A 26,686-nucleotide genomic window follows, 5' to 3' on the forward strand; every position below is an offset into this window, starting at 1 on the left:
GGGAGTTGGGTACCGTTTTGCAAAACGGAGCCCGAGCTTTTCACGTTTCCCGCACAACTGACAAGCGACGTATCCACATGTCGCAACATGTCAACGCGGGCTCGCCGTACGGTGGTCCGAGGTGGGAAAAACGACCGGATTCGTTCCCTGGAAGTACGACCACCGTCCCCCCATACGGATGTCGGCGGCGTTCCGTTCAGACCTGCGCCGCCGGATCCCGGGCCGGCAGGCTGTCCATGAAGGAGCTGACGGAGAAGACGGCGCGGCCGGGGCCGGGTTCGCCGTAGCCGGGGGGTGAGGCGAGGCCGAACTCGTCCATCGTGGCGCGGTAGGCCTCCAGGAGGCGGATGTGGTACTCGAGCGGCGCGCCCTGGGGGTTGGCCTTGCCGAGCGGGGTGGTGGGCTCGGGGCACCAGGTGGTGAAGCGGGGCGTGATGCCGTGCGACATGAAGAAGCGCAGGCCCTCGGTGGTGGAGGCGATCGCCTCGTCGACCGTCGTGAACCCGGACGGCTCGGCCATCTCCACGCCGGCCACGAAGTTGGGGATGACGTTGCGCGCGCCGAAGACCTCCGCCGAGTCGAGGATGCGCTTGTGCCACTCGTCGCGGCCTACGTAGCGCTCCTTGCCGGGGCAGTACAGCTCGAAGAGCCGGCGGTCCCACACCTCGTAGTTGGGGTGGTAGATCTGCACGCCGTAGTCCTTGAAGCGCTGTACGTCGTCCTTCGGCAGCGCCTGGGCGACGACCTTGCCGATCCAGCGGCCCGGGAAGTGCTCCTCGATGGCCTTGGCGTACATGCCGTAGAAGTCGGCCTCGTCACGGCCCTGGAGCTTGGAGGTGATGGCGCCGCCGGTGAGGGTGTAGGCGGTGGAGGCCTTCGCCGTGTCGTAGCGGTCGATGATCTCCAGGGCTTCCAGGACCTCGTCGACGTCCTTCACGCCCGTGTAGGGCCGCCCGGCCGCCTTGTGCTGGCGCCAGTTGTGGTTGATGTCGCAGTACTGGCACTCCTCCTTGGCGCCGAAGTACTGGCAGACCCGGAAGACGGTCAGGTAGATCAGATAGCCCCACTGGATGGTCGGGGCGACCTCCATGACGGACTTCCCGCTGGAGAGCTTGTGCTTGTAGTACTCGGGCATCGGCGGCACGCCGACGTCGGAGATCCGCTTCCCGTCCAGGTAGAGCCCGAGGACGCCGTCCTCGTCGGACGCCACCCGGTAGGGCGAGGCGGGGTTCACGCGCACCGAGACGACGGTCCGGCGCAGGTCGTAGGGACCGCCGGTGAGGATGATCTCCTCCGGCGGGCGGCGCAGCGCGGCCTCGCCCAGCTCGGGGAGGGTGCCGTGGTCGAAGGAGAAGATGAAGTACGACTTCGGTTTGACGTCGCCGCCCTCGTTGTCGCTGAGCGCGGACGGATCGAAGGCCACACCACCCCTGAGCAGGTCCTCTTTGAAGACAGCTTCCCGCGGTACATGCGGAAAGCGCTCCATCAGATCCTCGACCAGCGCGGTGCGGCTGCCCATCCCGTGTCTCCTCCAGCTCCGGCGGTACTCCGGCGTTCGACTCCTCACGGTATGCCCCCGACTGCGCGTCCGTGGCCGCGGGGCCCCTCGGGCATGTCACACGGGACTGCGTGAGAGGGTCGACCCACCTGAGCGGAGGGACGAACCCCATGGCCGAGACGCTGACCAACTGGGCGGGCAACATCATCTACACGCCCACGGAGCTGCACCGACCGGGCTCCCTGGGCGCCCTGCGGGCGCTGGTGGCCGGGAGCGCGCGGGTGCGGGTGCTGGGCAGCGGGCACTCGTTCAACGAGATCGCGGAGCCGGGCGACGGCGGTGTCCTGCTCTCCCTGGCCGGGCTGGAGCAGGAGGTCGACGTCGACACGGCGGCCCGTACGGTCCGGGTCGGGGGCGGGGTCCGGTACGCGGAGCTGGCGCGGGTCGTCCACGGGCGCGGGCTCGCGCTGCCGAACATGGCGTCCCTGCCGCACATCTCCGTGGCGGGGTCGGTGGCGACCGGTACGCACGGTTCGGGGGTGGGCAACGGTTCGCTCGCCGCCCCGGTGCGCGAGGTCGAGCTGGTCACGGCGGACGGCTCGACGGTGACGATCACCCGGGGCGAGGACCGGTTCGAGGGCGCCGTCACCGCGCTCGGCGCGCTGGGCGTCGTCACGGCCCTCACCCTCGACCTGGAGGCGGACTTCGAGGTCGAGCAGTACGTGTTCACCGAACTGCCGCTGGACGGGCTGGACTTCGAGGCCGTGGCGGGCGCCGCGTACAGCGTGAGCCTGTTCACCGACTGGCGTGCGCCGGGCTTCCGGCAGGTGTGGCTGAAGCGTCGTACCGACCAGGCACCGCCGGACTTCCCATGGGCCGCGCCCGCCACCGAGGCGATGCACCCGGTGCCGGGGATGCCGGCCGTGAACTGCACCGAGCAGTTCGGTGTGCCGGGGCCCTGGCACGAGCGACTCCCGCATTTCCGGGCGGAGTTCACGCCGAGCAGCGGCGAGGAGCTGCAGTCGGAGTATCTGCTGCCGCGCCCGTACGCCGTGGACGCGCTGCGCTCGCTCGACGCGATCCGGGACGTCGTCGCGCCGGTGCTCCAGGTGTGCGAGGTCCGCACGATCGCCGCCGACACCCAGTGGCTGAGCCCGGCGTACGGGCGGGACAGTGTGGCGTTCCACTTCACCTGGGTGGCGGACACCGACGCGGTGCTGCCCGTGGTGCGGCGGGTCGAGGCCGCGCTGAACCCGTACGGGGCACGTCCGCACTGGGGCAAGGTGTTCGCCGTACCGGCGGAGGTGGTGCGCGGACGGTATCCGAAGCTGGCGGACTTCGCGGCGCTGGCGGCGTTCCTGGACCCCTCGAAGAAGTTCACGAACGCGTTCGTACGGGAGGTGCTCGGCGGCTGACCCCGGGCCGGATACGGCGCCACGTGCGCGGAGACTTTCCTCAGCCCCTTTCCTAACCCCTTGTCGAACCTCCCTCACTGCCCATAGCCTTGCGCCGCGCCGGTGCCGTCGCACTCCGGCCTGTCTGCACTGAGGTCTGCACGGCGAGGGGGCAAGCCCGGTGGTGAAGCGCACATCACGTGACATCCGCACCGCGAACCGCTACGAGGTGCTGCGCCAGATCATCGCCGAGTCACCGACGTCCCGGCAGGAGCTGGCCGCCGCCACCGGGCTCAGTCTGGCCACGGTCGCCACGCTCGTCGGGGAGCTCATCGACCTGCGGATGCTGACCGAGGTCGGCTTCGAGGACTCGGCGGGCGGACGCCCGAGGGGGCTCGTGGCCGTCAACGCGGCGGGCGGCGCGCTGATCGGCGTCGACATCGCGGAGACGTACGTCCGGGTCGAGCTGTTCGACCTGGGGCTGAACGTCCTGGCCCGCGCCGCCGAGTACATGCGCCCCGGCGAGAGCCGCCCCGAGCAGGTGGTCGGGCATGTCACCACGGCCGTCGGTTCGGTGGTCGCGCAGGCCGGGATCGAGGGGGCCCGGGTCCTCGGTGTCGGGGTGAGCGTGCCGGGGCAGGTGGACCGGGTCACCGGTGTCGCCGAGTACGCGCCGAACTGGGACTGGCACGACGTGCCCCTCCTGGACCTGCTCACCGAGCACATCGCCTATCCGCTGCACCTCGACAACCCCCTGCGCGCCTGCGCGGTGGCCGAGCTGTGGTTCGGGGCCGTACGCGGCCACGCCAACGCGGTCGTGGTGAACCTCGGGACGGGCGTCGGGGCCGGCCTGGTGATCGGCGGCGGGGTGCACCGGGGGGTGAGCAACAGCGCCGGGGAGTGGGGGCACACGACGCTCGTACTGGACGGGCGCCTGTGCCACTGCGGCAACCACGGGTGCGTGGAGACGTATGTCGGTGCGCCCGGCATCATGCTGAACCTGGCGGAGCTGGACCCTGGTGGCGCGCTGCTGCGTCCCGACGACCAGACGGCGACCGTCGACGCGCTGGCCCGTGGGGTCGCCGCCGGTGATCCGGTGGCCGTCAGGGTGATCCGGGACATGGCCCGCTATCTGGGCGCGAGCATCTCCGACCTGGTGAACCTGCTCAACCCCGAGATCGTCGTGCTGAGCAGCTGGGTCGCGGCCGCACTGGGCGAGCCGCTGGTGGCCGAGGTGCGTGAGGCCGTGGCCCGGCACGCGCTGAAACGGCCCCTGGCGGCCACCGAGATCGTCCTCTCCCCCATCCCCGGGGACCCGGTGTGCCTGGGCGCTGCGACCTTCGCTCTCGAAGGTGCCCTGTCCGCGGTCACCCAGCGGTCCTCGGCCGCCCGGCGCAGCGGTCCGGTACCCCTGAAATAGGTCTGGGCCAACCGTCAATCTCCTCCGGGCGAACCGCTGTTGTGGCGGTCCGCTCATCTGCCGCGTCCGATATCCCGAACAGTCCGCAACGTTTCGAACGGGCTTCGTCCAACCCCTTGCCGAAGCCTTAGCCGAAGGTTAACGTCCGGCTCCGCAACCTCATTTGAGCCATCTGGCGCTGAGGCGACAGGGCCGCGGCCGTACTCGAGACAAGGACGTCACATGTCGGCATTGAGCAACAGCAACTGGGACCGCCGGAACGTTCTGCGGGCCGCCATGGGCCTGGCCGCCGCCGGCGGACTGACCGCGTGCGGCGGGAACACCGGCCGCAGCGGCGGGGGTTCGGGCGACGCGCTCGTCCAGTACTTCCACGCGTACGGCGAGGCGGGCACCGAGCAGGCCATCAAGAAGTACGCCAAGGCCTACAAGGGCGCCAACGTGACCACGCAGTGGATCACCGGCTCCAACTTCGAACAGAAGCTGTTCGCCGCGCTGCTCACCAAGAACGCACCCGACGTCTTCGAGTTCCACCCGCAGATCCAGCTCATCAAGAGCGGCCAGGTGGCGGACCTGTCCGACATCATCAACCCGGTCAAGGACGACTTCAACCAGGCCGACATCACCTCGCACACGGTCGACGGCAAGATATACGGCGTCCGGATGATCGACGACCCGCAGTTCTTCTTCTACCGCCCCTCGCTCTTCGCGAAGGCCAAGGTCGAGGTGCCGACCACGCTGGAGGAGCTGATCGAGGTCTCCGCCAAGCTCAAGACCGGCAAGATCAAGGGCGCCTACCTCGGCAACGACCTCACCCCGATCCAGAACAACCTGATCTGGTCGGCCGGCGCCGACACCCTCACCGCGGACAACAAGCCCGCCTTCAACACGGACGCGGTCGCCGCGGGACTGAAGCAGCTGCGGACCCTGTTCACCAGCGGCAACCTGCTGCTCGGCGCTCCCACCGACTGGTGGGACCCGTCGGCCTTCACGCAGGGCCTGACGGCGATCCAGTGGTGCGGCATGTGGGCCATGCCGGCCATGCAGCAGGCGCTCGGCGACGACATCGGCATCTTCCCCTTCCCGAAGGTCGGAGCCGCCGGCAAGCAGTCGGTCACCAACGGCGGCTGGTCGATGTTCGTCAACGCCAAGGGCAAGAACGTCGAGGCGGCCAAGGAATACGTGAAGTGGCTGTGGATCGACCAGAAGCAGTACCAGGAGGACTGGGCCACCTCCTACGGCTTCCACATCCCGCCGCGCACGTCGATCGCCCAGACCGCCACCAAGCTCAAGACCGGTCTGCCGGCCGAGGGCGTCAAGCTGTTCAACGAGTTCGGCCACTTCGACAACATCGGCTGGACCCAGGCCATGATCGCCTCGGTCAACGACGTGATGGCCAACTCCGTGCGTAAGGACGACGACCCGAAGGCCCAGCTCGACGCCTGCGAGAAGAAGGTCGACACCGAGCTCAAGAAGCTCTTCGGATAGCCCACCGGACGGACTACGACATGTCGACCACCACCACGCGCGGGGTCGCCCAGCCCGCCCCGGCCAAGGTCTCCAAGGACCGGCCGCGGCGGGGCCTGCGGGCGAGCAGCGCCTTCAACTTCTGGCTCTTCACCGGGCCGTTCCTCATCGGTCTGATCGTCTTCGTCTTCGTGCCCATCGGCTGGAGCATCTATCTCAGCTTCTTCGAGGCACGCTTCACGGTCACCCCGAGCGACTTCGTCGGCTTCGAGAACTACAAGCAGGTTCTGACCGACGTCGACTTCCTGAACTCGCTGGTCACGTTCACCGTGTTCGCGGCGTTCATCGTGCCGGCCACCTGGGCCCTCTCGCTGGGCCTGGCGCTGCTGGTGAACCGGCTGCGGTTCATGCGGGCCTTCTTCCGGTCGGTCTTCTTCCTGCCCACGGCGGTCAGCTATGTCGCCGCCTCGCTGATCTGGAAGATGTCCATCTTCAACGGCGTACGGTTCGGCCTCGCCAACACCGTCATCGGCTGGTTCGGCATCGACAACATCGCCTGGCTCGCGTCTCCGGATCCGCCCTGGTACTGGATGGTCATCGTGACCGTGCGGCTGTGGCTCCAGTCGGGCTTCTACATGATCCTGTTCATCGCGGCACTGCAGAACATCCCACGTGAGCTGTACGAGGCCGCCTCCATCGACGGCGCCAAGCCGGGCTGGCAAACCTTCCGCTACATCACACTGCCCCAGCTGCGGGCGACGTCGACCGCGGTGATCCTGCTTCTGCTGGTCGCCGCCTACCAGGCCTTCGACGAGTTCTTCAACCTGCTCTCCAAGGCCACCTGGGGGCAGCCCCCGCTGGTCGAGCTCTACAAGATGGCCCTCGGTGAGAACCAGAACTACGGCGCGGGCAGCGCGGGCGCTGTCGTGCTGACGATGCTGATCTGCGTCGTCACCCTGCTGCAGGGCAGGATCATGGGCTTCGGAAGGGGTGAGGAGGGCAAGTGACCACCACAGCACCCGAGACCGGGCAGAAGAAGCCGGTCAGGGCCAGGCACAGCGGCGTCATGGGCAGCACCGGTCTGTACATCGCGACCGGAGTCGCCGGCCTCCTCTTCCTGCTCCCCTTCTACCTGATCGTCCGCAACTCCCTGATGACGGACCCGGAGATCACCGGCGAGAGCTGGAAGTGGTTCCCCACCGACATCCAGTGGGGCAACATCACCGAGCCGTTCAACGACGTCACCGTGGACTTCGCCCAGTCCATGTGGAACTCCACGGTGGTCGCCGTCCTGAACACCGCGGGCATCCTCCTGGTGTGCTCGCTCGCCGGATACGGGCTCGCGCGCATCCCCTACAAGCACGCCAACAAGGTGTTCTACCTCGTCCTGACCACCCTGATGGTGCCGACCGCCGTGACCTTCGTGCCCAGCTTCGTCCTGGTCTCGTCCCTCGGCTGGGTGGACAGTTACCAAGGTCTCATCGTCCCGGGCCTCTTCAGCGGTTTCACCTGCTTCCTCTTTCGGCAGTACTTCCTGGGGTTCCCGAAGGAGCTGGAGGAGGCGGCGCGCGTGGACGGGCTCGGCTATTGGGGTGCGTACTGGCGTGTCGTCGTACCCAACTCGCTGAACTTCTTCGCGGCGATCGCCACGATCACCTTCATCAACGGCTGGAACTCCTTCCTGTGGCCGCTGGTCATCGGCCAGGACCCCAGCGCCTGGACGGTGCAGGTGGCACTGTCGTCGTACATGACGAATCAGACGGTCAACTTCCACCTGATCTTCATGGCGACCGCCATTTCCATCCTTCCCCTGGTGTTCGTGTTCCTCTTCCTCCAGCGCTGGCTGGTGCAGGGGATCGCACAGACAGGCATCAAGGGCTGAACCTTCCCTCAATACCTGGAGACCGATGTCCTTCCGCACCACGGCCATGTCCACCGACTACGTCGAAGACGTCTCACCCGGCCGCGGGGTCCTGCCACCTCGCGCCTGGTACGCGTCCTCGGACGCCGGTTCGCTGTCCCTGAACGGCAGGTGGAGTTTCCGGCTGTCGACGACCGCCGACGAGGCGGACGACTCGTTCGCCGAGCCGGGGTTCGACGCCGGGGACTGGGCCGAGGTGACGGTCCCCGGTCACTGGGTCCTCCAGGGCGACGGGGCATTCGGTTCACCGATCTACACCAACCATCTCTACCCCTTCCCGGTGGACCCGCCGAGGGTGCCGACCCAGAACCCGACCGGCGACCACCTGCACGTCTTCGATCTGCCGTCCGACTGGCCCGACCTGTCGGACGGCGGGGCGGTGCTGCGCTTCGACGGGGTCGAGTCGTGCGCCCGGGTGTGGCTGAACGGCACGGACATCGGCGAGTTCAAGGGCTCGCGGCTGGCGCACGAGTTCGCGGTCGGGGAGCTCCTGAAGCCGACCGGCAACGTCCTCGCCGTGCGGGTGCACCAGTGGTCGTCGGGCTCGTACCTGGAGGACCAGGACCAGTGGTGGCTGCCGGGCATCTTCCGGGACGTGACGCTGCTGCACCGCCCGGCGGCCAGTGTTCTCGACTTCTTCGTGCACTCCTCGTACGACCACACGACCGGCGAGGGCACGCTCCGCGTCGAGTCCGACGTCGACGGGCGAGTCACCGTCCCCGAGCTGGACATCGATGTCAGGACCGGTGACGCGGTGGCGGTCGCGGTCGAACCGTGGACCGCCGAGAATCCCCGCCTGTACGACGGCGAGCTGGTCACCGCCGGCGAGCGGGTGCCGTTGCGCATCGGCTTCCGGACCGTGGAACTGGCGGACGGACTCATCAAGGTCAACGGCAAGGCGGTGCTCTTCAAGGGCGTCAACCGGCACGAGTGGCACCCCGAGAAGGGCCGCACCCTCGACCTGGAGACCATGCGGGCCGACGTGCTGCTGATGAAGCGGCACAACCTGAACGCGGTCCGCACCTCGCACTACCCGCCGCACCCGGCCTTCCTCGACCTGTGTGACGAGTACGGCCTGTGGGTCATCGACGAGTGCGACCTGGAGACCCACGGCTTCACCGAGCAGAACTGGCGCGACAACCCCGTCGACGACGACCGCTGGACCCCGGCCCTCCTGGACCGCGCGTCCCGGATGGTCGAGCGCGACAAGAACCACCCGTCGGTCGTCATCTGGTCGCTGGGCAACGAGGCCGGCACCGGACGCGGGCTGACCGCCATGGCCAAGTGGATCCACAGCCGGGACAGCTCCCGGCTCGTGCACTACGAGGGCGACTGGGACTGCCGCGACACGGACATGTACTCCCGCATGTACGCCGACCACGCGGAGACCGAGCGCATCGGCCAGGGCCTGGACGGCGGCACGCGGAAACGGCGCGGACTCCCGTTCATCCTCTGCGAGTACGGGCACGCCATGGGCAACGGCCCCGGCGGCATCGCCGACTACCAGCGGATCTTCGAGGCCCACGACCGTACCCAGGGCGGGTTCATCTGGGAGTGGATCGACCACGGCATCAAGGACGAGCGGTTCGGCTACGCGTACGGCGGCGACTTCGGCGAGGAGCTGCACGACGGCAACTTCGTCTGCGACGGGCTGATCTTCCCGGACCGGACGCCGTCGCCGGGGCTCGTCGAGTACAAGAAGGTCATCGAGCCGGTCCGGATCGAGGGCGACGGCACGGACGGGACCGTGCGGGTGACCAACGCGTACGACTTCGCCGACCTGTCCGCGCTCACCTTCACGTGGTCGTACGACGTCGACGGCACGGCGGTCGAGACGGGCACCCTGGCGGTGCCCGCGACCCTCGCCCCCGGCCAGTCGGCGGACGTGAAGCTCCCCGAGCCGCCGTCCGACGGCCAGGGCGCCGAGACCCGCTGGACCGTGCGGGCCACGCTCGCCGAGGACACGGCGTGGGGACCCAAGGGTCATCCGGTGGCGTGGGGCCAACTCCCCGTCCAGGCACGCCGGCCGGTGACCGTCACCGCCAGTGCGCGCCCCGTACACGACGAGCAGGAAGGCATCGTGCTCGGGCCCGCCGTCTTCACCCCCTCGACCGGCGAACTGGCAGCGATCCACGGGATCGACGTCATGGACGTCAAGCTGGACGTGTGGCGCGCGCCCACCGACAACGACTTCGGCGCGGCCTGGCAGCCCGACATCCGGTACGGCGTCCTCTGGCGCAAGCTTGGCCTGCACCGGATGCAACACCGTCTGGACGGAATCGAGTTGGGCGAGGACGCCCTGACCGTACGGACCCGGGTGGCGCCGGCCGCCGCCGACGTGGCCCTGCGCACGGTCTATCGGTGGACGTCCGACGGGACACGGCTGAAACTGACGGTGTCCGTGACCCCCGAGGGCGACTGGCAGGTGCCCTTGCCTCGGCTCGGGCTGCGCCTCGGGCTGTTCAACGGCAGCGACGTGACCTGGCACGGCGGCGGCCCCGGCGAGGGCTACCCCGACACCAAGTCGGCCTCCATGCTGGGCCGTTGGGAGTCCACGATCGACGACCTCCAGACTCCCTACCTCCGCCCCCAGGAGAACGGCGCCCGCGCCGACGTCCGCTGGGCGGAGATCGGCTGGGGCAAGGGGCTTGCCTCGCTGCGGATCGACGGCGACCCGGAGTTCTCGTTCACGGCCCGGCGCTGGACGAGCGAACAGCTCGACGCGGCCGACCACCTCACCGACCTGACCCCGGGCGACACGGTGTGGATCAACCTCGACCACGGACAGCAGGGAATCGGCTCGCAGTCCTGCGGGCCGGGCGCGCTTCCGCAGTACCTGCTGCGGGTTCAGCCCGCTGAATTCTCCGTTGTCTTCTCGGCCATCGATGGCTGAGGATGTTACCGGTCACACGGCCGTCCGGCTCCCCAGCCGGACGGCCGTGTTCGTGCGTCGCGAGCTCTCGGAGGTGCCCTGAGTGAGTGGTTCCATAGAGGTCCGGGGCCTGTCCCGGACCTTCCACACCACCGTGCGGCGGCCCGGTTTCGCCGGGGCGCTGCGCTCCCTCGTCCAGCCGGAGCGGGTCGCGAAGGACGCCGTCTGCGACATCACCTTCGACGTGGCGCCGGGCGAACTCCTCGCCCTGCTCGGGCCGAACGGCGCCGGCAAGTCGACGACCATCAAGATGCTCACCGGCATCCTCACACCCACGTCCGGCGAGGCACGCGTCGCCGACGTGGTGCCGTACCTGGAGCGCGAGCGCAACGCCCGCAACATCGGGGCGGTGTTCGGCCAGCGCACCCAGCTCTGGTGGGACCTGCCGGTGCGGGAGTCGTTCTCGATCCTGCGGGACATCTACGAGATACCGAAGCCCGAACACGCCGTACGCCTCCAGGAGTTCGACGACCTGTTGGAACTCTCCACGTTCTGGGACACCCGCGTTCGGCATCTGTCGCTGGGCCAGCGGGTGCGCTGCGACCTGGCGGCGGCGCTGCTGCACGACCCGCCGGTGGTGTTCCTCGACGAGCCCACCATCGGGATGGACGTGGTCGTCAAGGAGCAGGTGCGGGAGTTCCTGCGCCATCAGGTCGAGGAGCGCGGCCGGACCGTGCTGCTGACCACGCACGACATGACGGAGGTCGAGCGGCTCGCCGAGCGGGTCGTCCTCGTCAATCACGGCCGGCTCGTGCTGGACGGCACGCTGGACGAGATCAAGAAGAGGTTCGGCTCGACCTGGCAGGTCCGGGCGACGCTGGCGGATCCGCACGCGGAGGTCGAGGCGCTCCCGGGCATCGCGCTGCTCCGCCGCGAGGGCCCGCAGGTGGTCTTCGGCCCCGACGGTCCGGCCGCGCCGACGGTCCATCAGGCGCTCAAGCGGGTCATCGAGCGGTACGAGGTGACGGACATCGCCCTCGACGAGGCCGACCTGGAGGACGTGATGCGGGCCGCGTACGTCCAGGCCGAGGCTCCGGAATCGCGCGGGGGCGGCTGACATGGCCGTCCTGCACGCCTGGCGGGCCGCCAGGGTCACCCCCCTCGGCGAGCTGTACGCCCCGCCCCGGATGACCGCCGTCCTGATCCGGCTGACCGTCCAGGTGGTCCTGGTCGCGTCCCTGTGGAACGGCCTGTACCAGCAGACCGGTACGACGGCCGGTATCAACCGCGAGCAGGCGGTGACGTACGCCGTCCTGGCCGTACTCGCCTCCCGGCTGCGGGAGTTGGACCAGTACGCGGGCCGCGACACCGTGCTCCAGCACATGCACTTCGGCACGATCGTGTACTGGTACCTGCGCCCGCTGGCACCCCAGCGCTACTACGCGCTGCGGGCCCTCGGCGAGCAGCTGTACGGGTTCGCGTGGGCGCTGGCCGGCTTCGCCCTCTGTCTGGCCACGGGGGTGGTCCAGCCGCCCGGATCGGCCGCCGTGGCCGGGGTGTTCGCGCTCAGTCTGCTGCTCGGCCAGTTGGTTCTCTACTACGTCATGCTCGTCATCGACCAGTTCTGCTTCTGGACGCTGCGCAACGGCGCCGCGATGCTCATCCTGATCTTCGCGCAGAACCTGCTGTCCGGGGTGTACGCACCGCTGTGGTTCTTCCCGGACTGGTTCATCACGCTCAGCTCCTTCCTGCCCTTCCAGGCCACGCTGAGCGTGCCGCTGTCGCTGTACGTGGGCCGCATCCCGCTCTCGGACGCCGCCTTCCAGCTCTCCGTGCAGGCCGGCTGGATTCTCGTACTGGCCCTGTTCACCCGGTTCCTGTGGCGGCGGGCCGCCCTCCGTGTCGTCTCCCAGGGAGGCTGAGGCCGTGAACGCCGTCCGTATCGCGTGGCGCATCACGCGCCTCAACTTCCGCGCCCAGCTGGAGTACCGCTCCGAGTTCCTGCTGATGATCGCGATCGGCGCCATCTGGCAGGTGTCGGTGATCGTGTTCGCCACGGTGCTGCTGTCCCGGTTCGCCGGGATGGGCGGCTGGGACAGCTCGGAGGTGCTGCTGATCCCGGCGACCCGGATGCTGGCACACGGCATCTTCGTACTGTTCCTCGGGCGGCTGCACGGAATCGGCCGGATCATCCAGGAGGGGGCGATCGACACCTACCTCGTCCGTCCGATGCCGGTGTTCCGCCAGGTCCAGCTGTCCTACTTCCCCACCAACGCCATCGGCGACCTGACGGTTGCCGTGGGCCTGATGGCGGGCGCGCTCTCCCGCAGCGACCTGGACTGGACAGCGGGCCGCATCACGTACCTCGTCGTCTGTGTCCTCGGCGGGATGCTCCTGGAGGCGGCCCTGTTCACCGCGGTGGCCTGCGCCTCGCTGCGTTTCCCGGCCGCCGACTACTGGGGGCGCTGGCTGGAGGAGCTGCTCGGCACGTTCGGGAGCTATCCGCTCAACGTGCTGCCCAGGGCGGTGAGCGGCTTCCTCACTTTCGGGCTGCCCCTCGCGTTCGTCGCCTACTTCCCGGCGGCGGTACTGACCGGCCACGGCGACGACACGGGCGTCCCGTACTGGCTGGCGGCGGCCTCACCGCTGCTGGGGCTGGTGGCGTTCCTGGGGGCGCGGCTGCTGTGGCGGTGGAGTTTGGGGCACTACACGGGGGTGAACGGGTGACGACCGTGCGGTGATCCCTCCGGTGGCCGGTTCAGTGATCCGCGCAACACGGTGTCGGGGCGCTCCGGACCGGCAACTCCCCACCGCGACCGTGCCGGTGAGCGAGCCGAAGCCCCCCGGGGGGACCGCTCGGCCCGCCCTGTCGGGCACTCCTCGCATCACCTCGTGCCCATGGGCTCGGAGCCGCTCCTCGGCGGTGCGCAGGAGCGGCTCCGACGGCAGTGTGAACGAGGCGGCCACCATGGGCCGGTCGCGAGGCCACGGGCAGCGCGTACCCGTATTGCCCTCGCGATCTTCTCCGTGGTGATGGTCATCCCCATGCCCGTGCGCGTGCCCGTGCCCCACGGCCGCGGCTCCTCCATCGCGCGGCGCGCGTAGCAGTGCGCCGCCTGAGGAGAATCGATGGGGAACATGAACCTCGCCCAACCGGCGAGTGATCGCCGGACGACCCGGACACGGCGGATCGTCACTCCACTCACTGTTCCCCCAACAGCCCTTGTCCAGCACACTGTTGGCCCTCGAACCTGAGCACTGTTCATCTCCCACCCCCCATGGAGACCCCCCACCATGAGAAGACTCATCGGCACCCTCGTCGCCGGCGCCCTGGCGCTGGCCGGGCTCGCCACCGTCGGCTCGGCCCCGGCCACCGCCGCCACCTCGGGCTCCTTCAACGTCCTGACGTACAACGTCGCGGGCCTCCCGGACCTTCTGAGCTCGGGCAACCCCGAGGTGAACACCCCGTTGATTTCGCCGCGTCTGGGCGCGTACGACATCGTCAACGTGCAGGAGGACTTCAACTACCACGCGGCGCTGTACGCGAACGACAACCACGCGTACCGCACGGCGACGAGCGGCGGAGTGCCCTTCGGTGACGGTCTCAACACCCTCTCGGACTATGCCTTCCAGGACTTCGAGCGGGTGAAGTGGAACAAGTGCACCGGCACCAACTGCCTTACTCCGAAGGGCTTCTCGCTGGCCCGGGTGCGGATCTCCGAGGGCGTCTACGTGGACCTGTACAACGTCCACACCAACGCCGACGACACCGACGAGGCTCATGCCGCCCGCCGGGCCAACGTCTCGCAGCTCTCCGCGTTCATCCAGGCCAAATCCGCGGGCAACGCGGTGATCGTCATGGGTGACACGAACACGCGGTACACGCGCTCGGGCGACAACATCCGCACGCTCGCGTCCGAGAACGGTCTGACGGACGCCTGGGTCCAGCTGGTCAAGGGCGGTACGCCGCCCGTGCAGGGCAGTGACGCGCTCGTCTGCCCGACGACCGCGCCGACGAACAGCTGCGAGGTCGTCGACAAGGTCCTCTACCGCGGCAGCAAGCTCGTGAACCTCTCCGCGACCCGCTACAACAACGCGTGGGCGTCCTTCCTGGACTCCGCGGGCGGCAACCTCTCCGACCACTTCCCGCACACGGTCGACTTCTCCTGGACGCTGCCCTCGAAGCTGCGCGCGAGCGACTTCCTCGGCGGCGAGCACGGTACGGCGTTCACCGACGCCGACGACCTCCCGGCGACACCCTCGCCCCGCACACTCACCCTGCGCGGCAGCTCCCGCCTGGACGCGGTGTCCCTGACGCTCGACGGCGGCACGGCCCTGACCCACGGCGGCACGGGCGGCACCGCTTCCTCCCTCACCCTGGCGTCCGGCGAACACCTCACCTCGGTGAAGCTGACGCAGGGTCAGAAGGACGGCCGGACAAGGATCTTCTCGGCAGCGTTCACGACGGACAAGGCCCGCACCCTGGCCTCCGGCACGGCAACGACGGCCACCGCGACGTTCACGGCACCGTCGGGCTGGCAGATCGTGGGCTTCACGGGCCGCTCGGGCGACGAGATGGACAAGCTGGGCGTGGTGTACGCACCGATTGCCTGACCATTCCAACTCCCTTTACCAGGACTGATGTTGTGTGGGCGGACACTCTTCCGGTGTCCGCCCACTCGCACACCCGCCCGAGGGTCCGGAAAATCATTCCGCGCCGGGCCTTCCCAACCGGTAACTTCGGGAGGATGAGTGATCACTACGATGTGCGCGGTACCGGCCCCGTCCTCCTCATCATCCCCGGCGGCGCCGGACACCCCATGGGCCTGGAGAACCCCACCACCCTCCTCTCCGAACACTTCACGGTCGTGACGTACGACCCCCTCGGCCTAGCCCACGGCCAACTCGGCAAGCCCGTCGAGGAACAGCGCGTCGAGTGGTGGAGCGAGGGCGCGGCCCGGGTGCTGGAGACGGTGCTCCCCGAGGGCGAGTCCGCGTACGTGTTCGGCACCAGCGCGGGGGCCGTCGCCGCCCTCGACCTTGCGGCCCGGCACCCGGGACGGCTGCGGCACGTGGTCGCGCACGAACCACCGGTCGTCGCGGTCCTACCCGACGCCGAGCGGCAGCGGGCGATGTTCACCGAGGTGCGCGACACCTACCGCGCCCGGGGTGTCGAGGCCGCGTCGGCTCGTATGGCGGCGGGCCTGGAGGAACGGGCCCTCACCCAGCAGGAACTGGACAAGGAGTCGGGCGCGGAGGCTCAACCCCCATCCGTCACCGACGAGTTGTCCACCCCCATGGGCATCTCCCTCACCCGCGTCCTGGTCCCGTTCACTTCCTACGCCCCCGACCTCACCGCCCTTTCCGCCCTCTCTCCCCGGCTCACCGTCGCCATGGGCATCGACTCCACCGGCCAACTCCTGCACCGTACCGGCACGTTCCTCGCCCGACGGACAGGCAGCGTCGCCCGCCAGTTCCCGGGCGGGCATCTCGGGCTGCTCACACACCCGGTGGAGTTCGCGGCGCGACTCCGGGAGACGCTGGTTCCGGTCGGCTGATTCCGGTCGGGGCCGGGGTCGAGATCGGGGCCGGGGCCTGGCCAATGCCCCTGGAACCGTGGCACTGGTGACCGAGCGCCACCACCTCGTCGTACGACGGTGCCTCACCCCGGGGCGCGCGCCCCGCCCGGATGTCGCCGAGCGCCGCCACGGCCGCGCCCAGTGCCCGCCGGTAGAGGAGCGAGCCGAGGCTGATGCGGCGTACGCCGAGGTCGCCGAGTCCGGTGACCGTGGGGCCGGTGGGCGAGTAGAGGATGTTGAGCGGGACGTCGAGGCTCCTCGCCAGCGCGGCGATCCCGTCCGGGTCGGTCAGGCCGGGCACGAACACCCCGTCCGCGCCCGCCTGTTGGTAGGTGTCGAGGCGGGTCATGGTGTCCCGGGCCAGGGAGGGGGACCGGCGGTCGCCGAGCCAGTGCGTGTCCGTCCGGGCGTTGACGAAGAGGCCCGGGGCCGCTGCCTTCACGGCGGCGATCTTCTCGGCGTGCAGGGCGGCGGAGCCCAGGCCGTCCTCCAGGTTGATGCCGACGGCGCCGACGACGAACAGTTCCCGCGCGAACTCCCCCACCTGGACCGGGTCCTCGCTGAATCCGCCCTCTGCGTCGACGGAGAGCAGGAAATCCTCCGTACCGAGGTTCAGGGCGAGTTGGAGGGTGTGGTCGCGGGTGGCCGCCGCACCGTCGGGCAGTCCGACGGCCGCGGCGACACCCAGACTCGTGGTGCCGATCGCCGCGAAGCCCTGCGCGGCGAGGAGCACGGCCGAGGCATGGTCCCAGGCGTTGGGGAGCAGGAGGGGCTCGTCGCGGTGGTGGAGGGCCGCGAAGGCGGACATGGGCTCGGTCATGCGGCCACCGTAGGGGCGTAGTCGTTCGGCGCCCGCCGAACCGTCCCCGCCTGCTCAGCCTTTCGGCCAGTCCGGTCCGATCCGCGCGGCAACCTTTCTCCCCGCCACGGCAACAGCCAGGCATGACATCAGCACCACTCCCCCGCACCTCCGCCCACCGTCGCACCCACGCGGCCCGCAAGCCCCTGATCGGCGGCCTCGCGGCGGCCGGTCTGCTCGCCGGTGCCTGGTACGCGACGGCCGGGGCGGCGACGACGCCCGCCGCGCCCACCCTCGCCGTCACGAACACCTCCGTGACCCTGCCGGCCAAGTTCCCCTATCTGTCCGCCGGTTACAACAACACGCGGGAGTGGACGCGCACGGCTACAGCGGTCGCGCCCAACGGCACACTGCGGGTCGCCTGGCCGGCGTCCGACGGTGTGCACGTGACGCCACTGACCTCGGCCGGCAAGCGCGCCGGCGGTGACGCGATTGTCAAGGGCGCCAAGGAGGTCGGCGGGCTGGTCGCGCACAACGACGGTTTCGCGCTGCTCACCCGGGTCGCCGACACCAACAAGTGGAAGGAGACGGCGGCGGCCCTCGTCCGCTTCTCACAGGGCAAGGAAGCCTGGCGCACCAAGCTCACCGGCACCGCGTCCAACGACACGTCGCCGACCCTGGACGGCCAGCTCACCTGGAACGGCACCAAGTACGGCGCCTACTTCGTGGTGCACGGCGCGGGCGGCTTCGCCGACGGCCACTTCGGCGACAAGCTGTCGTACCTGAGCGCCAAGGGCGGCAAGCTGGCCGGTGGTTGGGGCTGGGGCTGCTCCCACAACGAGGGCATCGCCCTGCACGCCGAGGCGACCGGCGCCTTCACCTCCCTCTGCTTCGACGACTGGCGTTCGGGCCTGTTCGTGTCGACGGGCATCGGCGCCCCGGACAACGCGCCGGCCGTCCAGCGCGAGCAGTGCTGGGCGGGCTACTGCGGCGGCACGTACGCCGGCCGCACCGGCGACCTGGTGAAGTCGTCCACGGGCCGCTACGCCACCGCCTACGGCTCGCGCGGTTCGGCCTCCGCCGCGAAGAACCCGGACGACTCGAGCGGCCGGGGCTGGACGGTGAAGCCGAGGTGGAGCACGCACCAGGTGGCGGTGTCGTTCCTCAGGAACCGCAACTCACCTGCGGGCAAGGCCATTTACCTGACGAACGCGCCGGGCACCGAGCACGTGAACGTCCGCGTGGCCCCGTACGGCAAGGACCGGCTGTTGGTGTCCTGGGAGTCCCTGAAGAACGCCAAGTGCGCGAGCGGCACCTGCACCGGCACGTTCACAGGCACCCACCTGCGGCTGATCGACTGGAACGGCGCCTTCAAGACACCGGACAAGGTCGTGCAGGCACGCATCACGGGCGACATAGCAGCCCTCAAGGATGGCTCCCTGACCTGGGCGTACGCACCGGTGACCCCGTCGTACGCGACCCCGCTGACGGGCGCGTCCCCGACCACGGCGACGCTGCGGATCGCCCGCCTGGCACTCTGAACCGGCCACACCGTACGGCTGGTCGCGGCGCCGGAGTGGTCAGCGGCAGCCGCGACGGGTTGTCGAACCTGGAGCGCCCCGGTTCCGGTCGGGACGCTCCAGGCGCTCTTGTGGTCGCTCTATCGGACCCCGCCGCGCGGAACCAGCCGCTGCGCCGCCAGTTCGTCGCGCACCAACTCGGCGTACGCCGTGGCCCCGTGGACGGACGTGTGCGTGTTGTCGCGCTTCTCGTTGTAGAGGTACAGCGCCTTGGAGCCCTCGACGCCGAGGGACTCCACGAGCGCCTTCGTCTTCGCCGTCAGGTCGATCAGCGGTACGTCCTGTGCCGCCGCGACCGCGCGGATCACCGCCGGGTGGTCGACGCCGAGGCCGTTGACCAGCAGGGCCGTGCCGTTGTTCAGGGTGCCGTCGGAGTTGAACCAGCGGCGCACGATCGGAGTCACCAGTACCGGTTTCCCCCCTCGCTCGCGAATACCCGCGACGAGCGTCTCCAGGTTCGCGCGGTACGTCGGCTCGTCCGTCTGCTTGTCGTTGTGCGCGAGTTGGACGAGGACCAGGTCGCCGGGGCGGATCAGCGGCCGGACGGTCGGGAAGAGCGCGGGGTTGGCGAGGTAGCTGACCGTACTCTCCCCGGAATCAGCGTAGTTGGCGACGGACAGCCCCTTGCGGAGGTACTGCGGGAGCTCCTGGCCCCAGCCGGTGTACGGGTCGCCGGGCTGGTCGCAGACGGTCGAGTCGCCGACCAGGAAGATCTGCCGGGTGTGGCGGGCGGCCGGGGTCACCCGGATGTCCGCCAGGGCCGGCGCCGAGCCGCCGAGCACCAGGTCGAGGCCGGGAGTGCCCTCGGCTCCGGTCGGTTCGCCCTCGGGCGTACGGACGTTGACGGTGAAGCTGCGGGCGACCCGCTCGCCGGCGGCTGTCGCGGTCTCCGGGAGGAGCGCACGCCGGGTCTCGCCGGTGACGGCGGTACTGGCGGCGGCCTCACCGCCCAGCAGCACCCGGACGTCGTAGGTGCCCGGCGCCACGTCGAAGTGGCAGGCGGTGGCAGCGCAGTTCTCGATGCCCAGGGCGCGCGGGCCGTGCGAGGGCCGTTCGTGAGCGGTGGCAGGCACGGCGGCCAGGGTGGTGGCGGTGCTCAGGGTCACGGCCGCCAGCACGGCTCGGTTGAAACGTCTCATCGCGGTTCCCACAGCAGTCCTCCGACGCTCGACAAGGCCCAGCGGCAGGACCGTACATCGTCTGGCAAGCGCTTTCTAGAGTGCTGCACGATTTCACATATCTGCCAACTTCCTTACAACGAAAGCCCTTTCGCGAAATCGATTCAACTGTCAGTCTTCCGAACACCGCACCCCCCACACCCCCCACCCCACCCCCACCTCCGAAGGAGGCACCCCCACATGTCCGCAGCCAACAGCAGACGCCCCGGGACCCACCTCGGCCGCCGTGCGCTCGTCCTCGGCGCCACGGCCACCGCCGCCGGACTCGCCCTTCCCGGCACCGCGCGCGCGGCGACCTTCGGCTACACCGACGACGGCACGAACTACGTCATCGACACCGGCGCCAACCTCGTCTTCAAGGTCCGCAAGTCCAACGGCGACCTGTCCTCGCTGGTCTACCGGGGCACGGAGTACCAGGGCTACGGCGGCATGAACTCGCACATCGAGTCCGGCCTCGGCTCCTCCACCGTGACGATCCAGCAGTCCGGTTCGACGATCCTCGTCAGCGTGACCTACGGCACGCTGAAGCACTACTACGCGGCCCGCAGCGGCGAGAACAACGTCTACGTGTGGACCAACAAGGCCGACACATCGGTCTCGGCGACCCGCTTCATCCTGCGTGTCAAGGCCGGCCTGTTCCTCAACGACGAGCCCGATTCCTACACCTACACGAACAGCACCATCGAGGCCTCGGACGTCTTCGCGAAATCCGACGGCCAGACCCGCTCGAAGCACTACTCGAAGCTGCGGGTCATGGACTACAACTACGTCGGCTGGACGACCGGAAGCGTCGGCCTGTACGTCGTGCGCTCCAACCACGAGAAGGCCTCCGGCGGCCCCTTCTACCGCTCCCTCCTGCGCCATCAGAGCGCGGACGGCGGCGGCCTGTACGAGATCCTGTACTACGGCCAGAACCAGACCGAGGACCAGCGCTTCGGCCTCCAGGGCCCGTACGTCATCGCCCTCACGGACGGCGGAGCGCCCTCCTCGTCGCTGTACGCGGGGACGCTCACCACCCCCTGGGCGGACTCGCTCGGCATCTCCGGCTATGTCGCCGCGGGCGGCCGGGGCCGGGTCGCGGGCGTCGGGATCACCGGGCGCAACACGGCGTACGCGTACACGGTCGGGATCGCCAACTCGGCCGCGCAGTACTGGGGTTCGGCCCGGGCATCGGACGGTTACTTCTCCATCGCGGGCGTCCTGCCGGGGACGTACACGCTCACGGTGTTCAAGGGTGAACTCGCCGTCCACACCACCTCGGTGTCGGTCACCGCCGGTGGCACGACCACGCTCAACTCGATCGCGATCCCGGCCACGAACGACCCGAGCAACGCGAGCGCGATCTGGCGGATCAACGACTGGAACGGCACGCCCAGCGGCTTCAAGAACGCCGACCTGATGACATACGCGCATCCGTCGGACGTCCGGGCCGCCGCCTGGACCGGCAACGTGGTCATCGGCAGCGGCACCGAGACATCGGGCTTCCCCTGCTACATCTGGAAGGACGTCAACAGCGGCCTGCTGGTCTACTTCAAGCTGACCGCGGCGCAGGCCGCCGCCGCGCACACCCTGCGCATCGGCGTGACGACGGCCTACGCCAACGGCCGCCCGCAGGTCGTCGTCAACGACATCTGGACGTCGGCCATCCCGTCCCCGCCCACCCAGCCGAACACCCGGTCCCTGACCAACGGGTCCTACCGGGGGAACAACAACACGTTCACGTACAGCGTGCCGGCGAGCGCCTGGCTCACGGACACCGGTCAGTACAACGTGCTGAAGATCAACGTGGTGAGCGGGTCGGGGACGACCTCCTACCTCAGTGCGGGAACGGCGATCGACGCACTCGACCTGCTGGCCTGAGCTGCCTTGACCTGAGTGGGCGTCATGTTCCGCGTGTCCACTGCTGGTTCGTTCCGCTGCCGCACGTGTACGTGATGATGGCGGCCGAGTCGGCGGTGGACGCGCCGCTCACGTCGAGGCACTTGCCACTCGCGCGGGAGACGACCTTGACGTAGGAGCCGGTGGTGGTGAGCGACCACTGCTGGTTGGTGGCCGAGGAGCCGCAGTTCTCCTGTGTGACCGTGCCGGCGTTCTCCTGGACGCACAACGAGCTGTTCCGGACCATCAGTTGGTAGTAGCCGCTCGCGACGGACTTGAACCAGTACTTCTGGTTGTTGCCGCTGTTGCAGGTGTACTGCTTGATCTGGGCACCCGCCCACAGCGACTGACTGGTGACATCGGCGCACTTGGACGAGTGCCGGGCGATCAGCGTGTTGTACGTGGCACTGTTCCCCGTCACCGTCCCGGTGGCGGTGTCGAGGGTGACCTCCGGCGACCAGGACATGGAGATCGTGGTCGAGGACGGGAAGCTCAACGGCAGCCAGACATAACGGGAGTCGTTGACGGTCCCGCCGAAGGCGTTGCCCCAGCGGTCGCCCATGTAGAGGTACGACGTGCCCGAACTCCCCTGCACGGGAAGGACGTACGCGGCCTGCGAGCCGTACGTCGTCGAGTCGCCGACGTTCGTCATCGCGGTCCACGGGCCGGTGATGCTGGTCGCGGTGGCGTACTGCTGCTGGTTGGGGCTCCAGCCGGTGGCGGCCGAAGTCACCATGAAGTAGACGCCGTTGCGCTTGAACAGGGCCGGCGCCTCGCGGTGACCGTTGTGCCAGGGGTCGGCGACCAGGCTGTCGATGCCGGTGTAGTCGGCGGTGAGCCGGTAGATCTGGAGGTCGTAGTTCTCGCGGGCGGCCGAGATCATGTAGCCGGTGCCGTCGGTGTCCACGAACACCGTGATGTCGCGGGACATGTAGGTGTCCAGCGGCCGGAAGCTGCCCTGCCAGGTGTAGTTGCCGTCCACGGTGTCCGACACGGCGACGGCGGCTCGGGCCTCGCTGTAGTCGGCGCCGTTCTCCTTGTGCATCCACATCACGTACTTGCCGGTGGCCGCGTTGTAGATGACCTTCGGCCGCTCGATGTTGGCGGTGGCGAGTTCGGAGGCGCTGGACTGGGTCAGGACGTGGTTGCGGAACTCCCAGGTCTTCAGGTCGGTGGAGCGGTAGGCGTCCACGTACTGGAAGGTGTTGTCGGCGTTGCGGTGCTCGCCGAACCAGTAGTAGTAGGACCCGACCTTGATGACCCCGCCGCCGTGCGCGTGCACGGGGTCACCGTTGGTGGCGGTGAACTGGGTGCCGTTGGTGATGGTCACGGCCGCGGCCTGGGCGGGCCCGGCGGTGGCGAGGGCGCCTGCCAGCGCCAGACAAAGGGCGAGGAGAACCGCGTACACACGTCTCATGAGCCACTCTCCAAAAGTGAGCCGACCTGCGTGTCTGTCTGTGTGACTGTCTCTGTGTCGGCGACGGGGACGCCGAAGTCCGGGGTGCCGTCGGTGTTCCAGCCGAGCTTCTGCACCCGGGTGTGCCGGTTGGGATCGTTGAGCGGATCGCCGACGATCTCCTTGTACTGCCGTGCGTGGTAGACGAGGACGTCGGTACGGCCGTCCTCGGCGACGGTGAAGCAGTTGTGGCCGGGGCCGTACTGCTTGGTCGAGTCGTTGCTGGTGAAGACGGGCGTCGGGGACTTGGTCCAGTTGGCCGGGTCCATGAGGTCGGCGCGGGCGTCGATCGTCAACAGGCCCATGCAGTAGTGGAAGTCGGTGGCGCTCGCCGAGTACGACATGAAGATCCGGCCGTTGCGCTTGATGAACGACGGTCCCTCGTTGACCCGGTAGCCGATGCGCTCCCAGTCCAACTCCGGTGTCGTGAGCCGAATCTGAGGACCCGTCAGGGTCAGTGGATCGGCCATCTTCGACAGCCAGACGGCGGTGTTGTTGTCCATGCCGGGCTCGTGCTGCGCCCAGGCGAGATAGCGGGAGCCGCGGTGGGTGAAGGTGGTGGCGTCGAGGGAGAAGGTCTCCCAGGCGGTCTTGAGCTGGCCACGCTCGACCCAAGTGCCGGTGAACGGGTCGCGGTTGGCGTTCTCCAGGACCCAGATACGGATGTCCCAGATGGCCTCGGCGGGCGCGGAGGCGAAGTAGACGTACCACCTGCCGTCGATGTGGTGGATCTCCGGCGCCCAGATGTGCGCGCCCATGGCTCCGGTGTCGTGCTTGCGCCAGATGACGGACTCGTCGGCGGTGGCGATCCCGCGGATGGTGCGGGAACGGCGCAGGATGATGCGGTCGTACTCGGGGGCGGTCGCCGTGAAGTAGTAACGGCCGTCGGAGTGGCGGTGGATGTGGGGGTCCGCGCGGTTGCGCACGAGGGGGTTGACGTACGGGGCGGTGGCGCAGGGGGCGCCCGCCGTCGCGGTGGCGGCGTGCGCGGTGCCGGAGATTCCGGGGATGGCGGAGCTGGCTGCCAGGAGTCCACCGGCCAGGGCGCCCTTCAGGAGGGTCCTCCGCGAGGAAAGGGCGGAGTCTTCGAGCAAGTCTTCGAGCGGGTCTTCGGGCAGGTCGTCGGCACGGCTCATGCGGGCTGCCTCTCGGGGGTGGGGCACGAGATGTCGGTGGGTGCGGGTCTCGGGATCTCGGGGGTCTCAGGGGGTCTCAGGGTGTGCATTTGTGTGCGTGTGTGGGGGGTGACACGAGAAACGTTCGTAATTGCGAACAAGATCTGTCATTCCGAGTGCCGAAAAGGTAAGCGCGTGTTACGGGAAGGTCAACGGGTCGGAGCGAAAGAATCCGCTGAGCAACTTTCTGTTATTACCGGGAAGTCCGGTCGTCTCCTGTCACGTGCACAGCCACTCCCCCAACACCAGCCCCATCGCCGGCCCCGCCCCCAGGACCGCTCACCGGACGACAGCCACGGCTGCCGCGGCCCTCACGATGACCGCTCTCCTGCTCGGCGCCCCGCCCGCCTCGGCGGCCGGCTCCCGGGACGCCACCGCCGACGTACTCGCCGGCCGGGACGTGACGCTCACCGGCGACACGGTGGTGAGCGTGCCCGCCGGGACGACGACGTACAACGGTGTCTTCCGCGGCGAGGGCACTCTTACCGTGCGCGGCACGGGCACCCTGATCCTGACCAGGGACAGCGACTTCACACTGCCCAGGTCCCGGCAGGGGCAGCGGGTGAGCATCCCGGGCGGCAACCACCCGTACGTCACGGTGACGAACCCGGACCCGCCGGCGGTGACCGTGGAACGGGGAGCAACCCTCCAGTACGGCAACGGCGGTACGACGGGCCTGATCGGCCACTTCCCGTACAACACCCCGGCGTTCCGCCTGAACCAGGACAACATCCGGGTGGACGGCACCCTGCGGCTGTCGCTGAAGAGCGCGTACAACCTGGGCACGATCAGCGGTGCCGGACTCGTGACCCAACCCCGCTTCCTCTGGGGCACCTGGGACCTCTCGGGCACCCACCCCTTCTCCGGTGTGATCGACAACGGCACCCAGGTCAACGCGGGACGACCGGAGTTCGCGACGTCACTCCCCCGCGTGCACAAGGTCCTCAACCAGGGCACCTGGACGGTCGACACGCCAGTCGGCCAGACGGTCACCATGGGGATGGACTTCTACCAGCGCGAGTACGGCAGCGACATCAACGTCCAGTCCCGCCCGGGCTCGAAGGTGGTGTTGACCGGTCAGTACAGCTGGTCGAACCAGGGCGGCGACACCGACCCGTCGCTCAGCGATCCCGCCCTCAACTGGACACCCGCCCGCAAGAACGTCAACAAGCGCGGCACCAACATCAAGGGCGCGAACGTCCAGTGGGGTGACGGCACGACGAACAAGATCTTCATGCCGGGTACGTCGGAGACGGTATACATCAACCTGCTCGCGGCGAGGTCCCGTTCACTTCTGACCTTCGACTACAACGGCCCGGTGACACTGGGCGCCCCCATCGGCGGCGGCCGGTTCCACGACACCCTGTCCGCGCCCGGCGCCGGGGACATCGTCATCAAGGGAACGCGCGGCAACGATGTCACGTTCGCCGCCGTCCAGTACTACGACGGGTCGACGACGGTCGAGAAGGGCGCGGTACTGCGACTGGGCAGCGGAAAGGCGGGCGGCGACGGCGGCCTCTACACCGGGGGCTCGCTCTACAAGGTCGTGAACAACGGCTCGTTGGTGGTACGGAACACGAACAGGGCGCTGGTGCTGTCGCGGATCAGAGGCGGCGGCTCGTTCACACAGTCGGGCGTCGCGACGACGACCCTGACGGGCAGCGGGGTGACGTACAGCGGGAGCACTACGGTCGCGAAGGGCACGCTGGCGCTCAGAGGCGGAGCAACTCTCGCTCGCAGCAAGGCGATACGACTGACTGCGCCGGGCGCACGGTTGGACGTGGGCTCGGCGGGGCTGCGCGTGAGGACCACGCTCACCGGCTCGGGGACGGTGAAGGGCTCGGTGACGAACGAGGGCGTGGTGGCAGGCGGATTGACGGTGACGGGAAGCTATACGCAGGCCGAGAAGGCTGAACTGGTGCTGCGGGGAAGGTCGTTGAAGGTCGCCGGTGCGGTGCGGCTGGCGGGGGCACTGGACCTGTCGGCGGCGGGTTCGTCCGCAGCCTCTGCCTCCGCCCATACGATCACGGTGCTGAACCACGCGGGGCGGGCCAAGACGGCCGGTGCGTTCAGTGGGCTGAAGGAAGGCACGGCGCTCAAGCTCGGCGACACGACGTACCGGATCACCTACCGGGGCGGCGACGGCAACGACGTGGTCCTGACGTCGGTCGCGAAGAGTGCGTCGCCGACCGCGGGCGCGGGGTTGCGCTCGGGTTCGTCGGCGGGGGCAGGATCGGGCTCGGTGACGGCGGCCGACGCGAGCACCAACTCCGGTCCGGCGGCGGCCGGTACGGGGCTCGGCTTCTGGCCGTACGCGATGACGGTCGGGCTGCTGGCGGGGCTGATGATTCCGGCTACGCGGAAGGTCCGGGGGCGCGGGAACGGGCGGCGGCGGGGCGGGCGGCACGCGGCGCAGGGCTGAACGGGACCGAGCGGGACCGATCCGAGACGGGCGCGAGACCTGTCGGCATC

The 26,686-nt window shown here is 69.1% G+C and carries 19 protein-coding genes; 14 read left to right on the forward strand and 5 right to left on the reverse strand.

Going from position 1 to position 26,686, the window contains the following annotated elements:
* Positions 1–196 precede the first annotated feature (196 nt).
* A complete protein-coding gene (locus tag ACW4TU_RS07830; protein WP_457425993.1) occupies positions 197–1,519 on the reverse strand; it encodes a radical SAM protein in 1,323 nt (440 codons plus the stop codon).
* A gap of 149 nt (positions 1,520–1,668) precedes the next feature.
* Here ACW4TU_RS07830 and ACW4TU_RS07835 point away from each other — a divergent pair, with 149 nt between their 5' ends.
* From ACW4TU_RS07835 to ACW4TU_RS07885, 11 genes are all read left to right on the forward strand, one after another.
* Positions 1,669–2,913, forward strand: coding sequence for an FAD-binding protein (locus tag ACW4TU_RS07835; RefSeq protein ID WP_457425995.1), 1,245 nt, complete (start codon positions 1,669–1,671; stop codon positions 2,911–2,913).
* 163 nt (positions 2,914–3,076) lie between these two features.
* On the forward strand, positions 3,077–4,312 hold the full coding sequence (locus ACW4TU_RS07840; RefSeq protein ID WP_457429967.1) for an ROK family transcriptional regulator: 1,236 nt from the start codon (positions 3,077–3,079) through the stop codon (positions 4,310–4,312).
* A 222-nt stretch (positions 4,313–4,534) separates the two neighbouring features.
* Positions 4,535–5,797 (forward strand): ABC transporter substrate-binding protein, encoded by a 1,263-nt coding sequence (locus tag ACW4TU_RS07845; protein WP_457425997.1) that lies wholly within the window; start codon positions 4,535–4,537, stop codon positions 5,795–5,797.
* Between the two features lie 20 nt (positions 5,798–5,817).
* Positions 5,818–6,783 carry a carbohydrate ABC transporter permease gene (locus ACW4TU_RS07850; RefSeq protein ID WP_457425999.1) on the forward strand — a complete coding sequence of 322 codons (966 nt, stop codon included), beginning with the start codon at positions 5,818–5,820 and terminating at the stop codon, positions 6,781–6,783.
* The gene (locus tag ACW4TU_RS07855; RefSeq protein ID WP_457426001.1) at positions 6,780–7,658 is read left to right on the forward strand and encodes a carbohydrate ABC transporter permease; all 879 of its coding nucleotides are present in this window, start codon (positions 6,780–6,782) and stop codon (positions 7,656–7,658) included. Before ACW4TU_RS07850 ends, ACW4TU_RS07855 begins: the two co-directional genes overlap by 4 nt.
* Positions 7,659–7,683: 25 nt before the next feature.
* Complete coding sequence (locus tag ACW4TU_RS07860) at positions 7,684–10,590, forward strand: glycoside hydrolase family 2 TIM barrel-domain containing protein (protein ID WP_457426003.1); 2,907 nt, start codon at positions 7,684–7,686, stop codon at positions 10,588–10,590.
* Between the two features lie 82 nt (positions 10,591–10,672).
* Positions 10,673–11,686, forward strand: a complete 1,014-nt coding sequence (locus ACW4TU_RS07865; protein WP_457426005.1) for an ABC transporter ATP-binding protein — start codon at positions 10,673–10,675, stop codon at positions 11,684–11,686.
* A gap of 1 nt (position 11,687) precedes the next feature.
* The gene (locus ACW4TU_RS07870; protein WP_457426007.1) at positions 11,688–12,491 is read left to right on the forward strand and encodes an ABC-2 family transporter protein; all 804 of its coding nucleotides are present in this window, start codon (positions 11,688–11,690) and stop codon (positions 12,489–12,491) included.
* 4 nt (positions 12,492–12,495) lie between these two features.
* Positions 12,496–13,296, forward strand: coding sequence for an ABC transporter permease (locus tag ACW4TU_RS07875; protein ID WP_457426009.1), 801 nt, complete (start codon positions 12,496–12,498; stop codon positions 13,294–13,296).
* A 567-nt stretch (positions 13,297–13,863) separates the two neighbouring features.
* Positions 13,864–15,183, forward strand: coding sequence for a jacalin-like lectin (locus ACW4TU_RS07880; protein WP_457426011.1), 1,320 nt, complete (start codon positions 13,864–13,866; stop codon positions 15,181–15,183).
* A gap of 134 nt (positions 15,184–15,317) precedes the next feature.
* Entirely contained in the window at positions 15,318–16,127 is an 810-nt protein-coding gene (locus ACW4TU_RS07885) for an alpha/beta fold hydrolase (protein ID WP_457426013.1), read from the forward strand.
* On the opposite strand, the gene ACW4TU_RS07890 is transcribed toward ACW4TU_RS07885, so the two are convergent.
* The gene (locus tag ACW4TU_RS07890; RefSeq protein ID WP_457429969.1) at positions 16,069–16,956 is read right to left on the reverse strand and encodes an isocitrate lyase/PEP mutase family protein; all 888 of its coding nucleotides are present in this window, start codon (positions 16,954–16,956) and stop codon (positions 16,069–16,071) included. The genes ACW4TU_RS07885 and ACW4TU_RS07890 overlap by 59 nt on opposite strands.
* Positions 16,957–17,090: 134 nt before the next feature.
* Between ACW4TU_RS07890 and ACW4TU_RS07895 the strand changes: the two genes are divergently transcribed.
* The gene (locus ACW4TU_RS07895) at positions 17,091–18,488 is read left to right on the forward strand and encodes a hypothetical protein (protein WP_457426015.1); all 1,398 of its coding nucleotides are present in this window, start codon (positions 17,091–17,093) and stop codon (positions 18,486–18,488) included.
* A gap of 119 nt (positions 18,489–18,607) precedes the next feature.
* Here ACW4TU_RS07895 and ACW4TU_RS07900 read toward each other — a convergent pair whose 3' ends face one another.
* Positions 18,608–19,666: a rhamnogalacturonan acetylesterase gene (locus tag ACW4TU_RS07900; protein ID WP_457426017.1), complete on the reverse strand. Its 1,059-nt coding sequence runs from the start codon at positions 19,664–19,666 to the stop codon at positions 18,608–18,610.
* Between the two features lie 219 nt (positions 19,667–19,885).
* Between ACW4TU_RS07900 and ACW4TU_RS07905 the strand changes: the two genes are divergently transcribed.
* Positions 19,886–21,565, forward strand: coding sequence for a rhamnogalacturonan lyase B N-terminal domain-containing protein (locus ACW4TU_RS07905; protein ID WP_457426019.1), 1,680 nt, complete (start codon positions 19,886–19,888; stop codon positions 21,563–21,565).
* Positions 21,566–21,587: 22 nt separating this feature from the next.
* Here the strand turns inward: ACW4TU_RS07905 and ACW4TU_RS07910 are convergent, their stop codons facing one another.
* Positions 21,588–23,000, reverse strand: coding sequence for an RICIN domain-containing protein (locus tag ACW4TU_RS07910; RefSeq protein ID WP_457426021.1), 1,413 nt, complete (start codon positions 22,998–23,000; stop codon positions 21,588–21,590).
* The gene (locus ACW4TU_RS07915) at positions 22,997–24,175 is read right to left on the reverse strand and encodes a glycoside hydrolase family 43 protein (RefSeq protein WP_457426023.1); all 1,179 of its coding nucleotides are present in this window, start codon (positions 24,173–24,175) and stop codon (positions 22,997–22,999) included. Before ACW4TU_RS07915 ends, ACW4TU_RS07910 begins: the two co-directional genes overlap by 4 nt.
* A 355-nt stretch (positions 24,176–24,530) precedes the next feature.
* Between ACW4TU_RS07915 and ACW4TU_RS07920 the strand changes: the two genes are divergently transcribed.
* Positions 24,531–26,636: an autotransporter gene (locus ACW4TU_RS07920; RefSeq protein WP_457429971.1), complete on the forward strand. Its 2,106-nt coding sequence runs from the start codon at positions 24,531–24,533 to the stop codon at positions 26,634–26,636.
* Positions 26,637–26,686: the final 50 nt, after the last annotated feature.

It is taken from the genome of Streptomyces kryoterrae, from assembly GCF_054072135.1.